The 4,449-nt window shown below is 49.9% G+C and carries 2 protein-coding genes; one reads left to right on the top strand and one right to left on the bottom strand.

Features of this window, described 5'->3' with window-relative positions; genetic code table 11:
- Positions 1-94 precede the first annotated feature (94 nt).
- The gene (locus tag P5674_RS23345) at positions 95-2,419 is read right to left on the bottom strand and encodes an IMS domain-containing protein (RefSeq protein ID WP_006616379.1); all 2,325 of its coding nucleotides are present in this window, start codon (positions 2,417-2,419) and stop codon (positions 95-97) included.
- Between the two features lie 607 nt (positions 2,420-3,026).
- Between P5674_RS23345 and pdhA the strand changes: the two genes are divergently transcribed.
- The gene (gene pdhA, locus P5674_RS23340; RefSeq protein ID WP_014276531.1) at positions 3,027-4,058 is read left to right on the top strand and encodes a pyruvate dehydrogenase (acetyl-transferring) E1 component subunit alpha; all 1,032 of its coding nucleotides are present in this window, start codon (positions 3,027-3,029) and stop codon (positions 4,056-4,058) included.
- The last annotated feature ends 391 nt before the right edge of the window (positions 4,059-4,449 follow it).

The raw sequence follows: 4,449 nt of genomic DNA, 5'->3' as shown, positions 1-4,449 counted from the left end.
TATTCATCCCCTCCCTGCAAGCGAGGAAGGGGAATTCCGCCACATTTTGTTAAAAATTGTCAAAATTGGAGTGCGGGTCTGGGTGTGGCCAAAGCTAACGAATTATATCCCAATCCCGTATCCGCCAAGGACCCTGATCTCGGACGAGTTGATATCGAACTTGTAGGGTGCTATCCTCAGACCTCTCCATTTGATTACCTTGATAGAATTGGGTAACTTCCCGCACCTGAGCATCAACAGTACCTTGATTGGGATTATTCTCATTGACATCAACACTCTGGACCCTAACTTCATGCTGAAAACGCCTGTGGGAATTTTCCTGCCTTAATGACTCGGAAAGCCCCATCCACCGAGCCAGGGAAGGCTCAACCAAAATTTCCCTTAATCCTTGAGTTTGATGTTCAGGACCTAGAGCGGCAGATTTAGCAGTCAACCACTGATTAACTACCTGTTGGGCTACAGTGGGGTCCAGGTCAGCCGCTAGGGGGTTGTCTGGTTCGGGTTCAGGAATAGCGATCGGAGAATTATCAAGGCGGATTTCTGGCCCATCGGCTGTCAATCTCGGTCCACCCATTCCCTCTAGGGCATTACCAATCCAACCAAAAATGGCACTCAAAATCATCCATAATAACCAAATCCCAAACAATCCCACTAAGGCTACCAAGATTAATCTTTTAACCTTGTAGTTGGATTCATGGGTTCCCTTTCCTCTAGTTCGTCTGGGAGAGTTAGGTTGAGGGCTACCCTGACCCAGTGGTGGCAGATTAGCCGTAGGAGTACCGTTTAATCCGGCAGCGCTAGAAGATGCCACCGGAGAGGGTTGATGAGATTTAGATGAACTCCCTCTGGCTGGTTTTTGGAGGTAGGTAGATTCATTAGTCGATTGATTGAATCTACCTGGGGGGGTGGTTTTGGGAACCTGTGCGGAGGGAGAATTAGCACCACTATGGGATGACTGAGAGCCTGTAGGCATTCCCACAGAACCGGTAGGCGAATGCCCATTGCTTAGACCATCAGGACTAGAGGAGTAAGGTGCTGATTGAGCGGGATTTGCAGATGTTGAAACTGCGGGGGTCGATCCCGATTGTGCGTAAGTCAATTCATGATCTGACCTACTGCTGCGGCGAGGTTGTACTACGACCCACTCATTGGATGTGGCACGCGCCTCGGCGGGAAGTGCCTCTAAATAAGATTGAACCTGCTTATTAGCAAAATATTCTTTGAGAGAAACTGACTGATTTTGCAAATCTCGGAAATGGGGAAAAACCTCTTCGGCTAACCAGTGTTCTGCATACAGACATAACCCGGGTAACAGGTCTGGGGAATCGACAGAATTTTCGCGAATAAAGGCGATCGCTTCTTGTTCTTGGCTCAAATCCAGGGCACGACTAGCTTCTTCAGTCTGTCCTAGTAACAGACAACAAACCGCCTTTTCCAAATGCACATCCTGACGGCGACCCAACTGCATTAACATTAACTTAGCTTTGCGAATCAGAGCCGGTTGGGCGCGTGCAAATCCCTGAGCCAATAAAGCATAAACGGCTAGGTATGTGCTAACGGCGGAGGGACGATGAGCCTCCATCTCAAATAGGGTCTGTTGTTCAGTGGTAGTCAAAGAACTACGCAATTGCTGGATAAAGCGTAGAAAATCCTCCACATTCAGACCAGAGCGATCGTCACCATGACCATCAATACCGCCTCTTTCATGGAGCATTTCCCGCAACAACTGCAATCCCCGGCGACGTTCATCAGTTTTCACCTCTGGCAGTTGTAGCAGTTCGATGATCCGATAGGGGCGCAGTTTATAAAGATCTGCCTGCATTTCTCCCCGTAGACTGGCAAACAGGCTTTCGCGTAACAGCAGATCTTGACCCGATTCTAGGGAAATAGCAGCGTTTTCATATTGCCGAGACTGCCACTGTTCCCGACCCAGTTCTAAATATGCTAGGGCTACCGTCAGAACCATATCCGGCACAACTAGATCGGGGTCTCCAAACCGACCATCTTTCAGACCAATAGTGCTGGTTCCTACCCAGGGGCGAGTCATGGCTACAACTTGTTCATATTCCCCTAACTCTTGCAAGATCAGCAAAGCCCCCACCAACTGGCGATCGTCTATCTCTATACTGGCTCGGTGAGAATCTGTGTCCTTTTCCCCTCCTACCCCCGACAGTGATGGGTTTGAGGGGATATCGTAGGTTTTGGCTAGAAACCCCATGTCATAGGCCCCGCGTTGGTCTGGGTCTGACAGGACTGCGTAGGCTTCATCAATTAACTGCTTTCTAGCATCGATCGCCAGATCAGAATACTCCCGCCTGGGAAGTTGCTGAATGCGATCGCCTCTAGCCTGCTTTAACTGGTCGGCAGTCGCTTGGATTGGTAAGCCTAAAATTCGGTAGTAATCGAGTGGAATACGCATTCTGGTTCATCCCCAAGGGCGAGCGACTGATTTAGGGCAGGTTTGACATCCCTCCAGACCATCCCATCCCACTGTCCGGGAGCTAGGGAAGGAGCTAGGGGAGGGCGGCGGAAGAGGGAGTAGGGGAAAAAATTATCAGTTTACTATTGCTATTTATCGATTCCTTCTGCCCCTACCAATTACCATATACCGGGCGTGAACCCACCCCTACTTTCCCCGCGAATAAACCAACGGGGATTTTTAATTATATCCTACACAATGTGCTGCATTCTACCCCAAATTATAGGTTGGTCGCTGTAATTTTTCCCGTCCTTGTGCCCCTACCCTGAAAAAACTTGGGTTTTGCCCCTATTCCTATAGAATATTCTCTCGTGAGGGCGATCGCGCAAGTGCATTCATCTGTCACTACTATATAGCCCAGTGAACCTCCCCCCACAAGGGCAGGTTGATGTAGCGCTTAGGCAGCGGGAGCTATGTGCATTTATCTGTCACTACTATATAGCCCAGTGAACCCGCCCCTACAAATTATCATATACTCCGGTGAACCCGCACCTACTTATAATTAATTGGCAACACGCAGCAGTAAACAGTTTCACAAGGTAACGCAATGGTTAAGGAACGCACAGTACCTAGTTTTCAAGTCGATTCTGTAGTCATCACCCGAGAGGAAGGGTTGATGCTTTATGAGGATATGGTGCTAGGGCGCTTATTTGAGGACAAGTGCGCCGAAATGTACTACCGGGGCAAAATGTTCGGGTTTGTTCATCTTTACAATGGACAGGAGGCAGTCTCTACCGGGGTAATTCGATCTATGCGCCGCGACGAGGATTTTGTCTGTAGTACCTATCGCGACCATGTACACGCCCTCAGTGCTGGAGTTACCGCACGAGAGGTGATGGCTGAATTGTTTGGTAAAGCTACAGGTTGCTCTAAGGGTCGTGGCGGTTCGATGCATATGTTCTCGTCTAAACATAATTTGCTCGGCGGCTTTGCTTTTGTGGCGGAAGGCATCCCTGTGGCTACGGGGGCGGCTTTTCAGAGTAAGTATCGCCGGGAAGTAATGGGAGATGAAAGTTCTGATACGGTCACGGCTTGCTTTTTTGGAGATGGAGCCTGCAACAATGGCCAGTTCTATGAGTGTTTGAATATGGCGACTCTCTGGAAGTTACCTATTTTGTTTGTGGTGGAAAATAATAAGTGGGCTATTGGTATGGCTCATGAACGGGCGACTTCTGACCCGGAAATTTATAAGAAAGGTCCCGCTTTTGGAATGCCTGGTTATGAAGTCGATGGTATGGATGTTTTGGCGGTTCGAGAGGTGGCTCAAAAGGCGATCGCTAGAGCCCGTGCTGGAGAAGGTCCAACCCTCATTGAAGCCTTAACTTATCGTTTCCGGGGTCACTCTTTGGCTGACCCTGATGAATTGCGCGATCGCGATGAAAAAGAGTTTTGGTTTGCTCGTGACCCTATTAATAAGTTTTTCGCCTATTTGACTGAACATAATCTCGCTGATAGTGACGAGTTGAAGGCGATCGACAAAAAGGTTCAGGATGTCATTAATGACGCGGTTGAGTTTGCTCAGACTAGCCCTGAACCTGACCCTAGCGAGTTATATCGCTATGTTTATGCTGACGACTAAGGGGTCGGTTGATACGCCGCCAACAGGCGGGTTGATACGCCAACAATAGGGCCAGGGCGGGGGCGGGGGCGGGGGCGGGTTGATGTAACTGGTCTGTTACCACAGAAGACCCCGGTGAAACCGCCCCTACAGGGTGCTGGGGCGGGTTTATGTAACTGGTCTGTTACTACAGAAGACCCCGGTGAAACCTCCCCTACAGGGGGCGGGGGCGGGTTGATGTAACTGGTCTGTTACCACAGAAGACCCCGGTGAAACCGCCCCTACAGGGTGCTGGGGCGGGTTTATGTAACTGGTCTGTTACTACAGAAGACCCCGGTGAAACCTCCCCTACAGGGGGCGGGGGCGGGTTGATGTAACTGGTCTGTTACCACAGAAGACCCCGGTGAACCCG

Origin of the sequence: Limnospira sp. PMC 289.06 (assembly GCF_032350395.1) — a bacterium.
GTDB classification, from domain to species: domain Bacteria; phylum Cyanobacteriota; class Cyanobacteriia; order Cyanobacteriales; family Microcoleaceae; genus Limnospira; species Limnospira platensis.
This window is presented reverse-complemented; position numbering and strand designations above follow the sequence as displayed.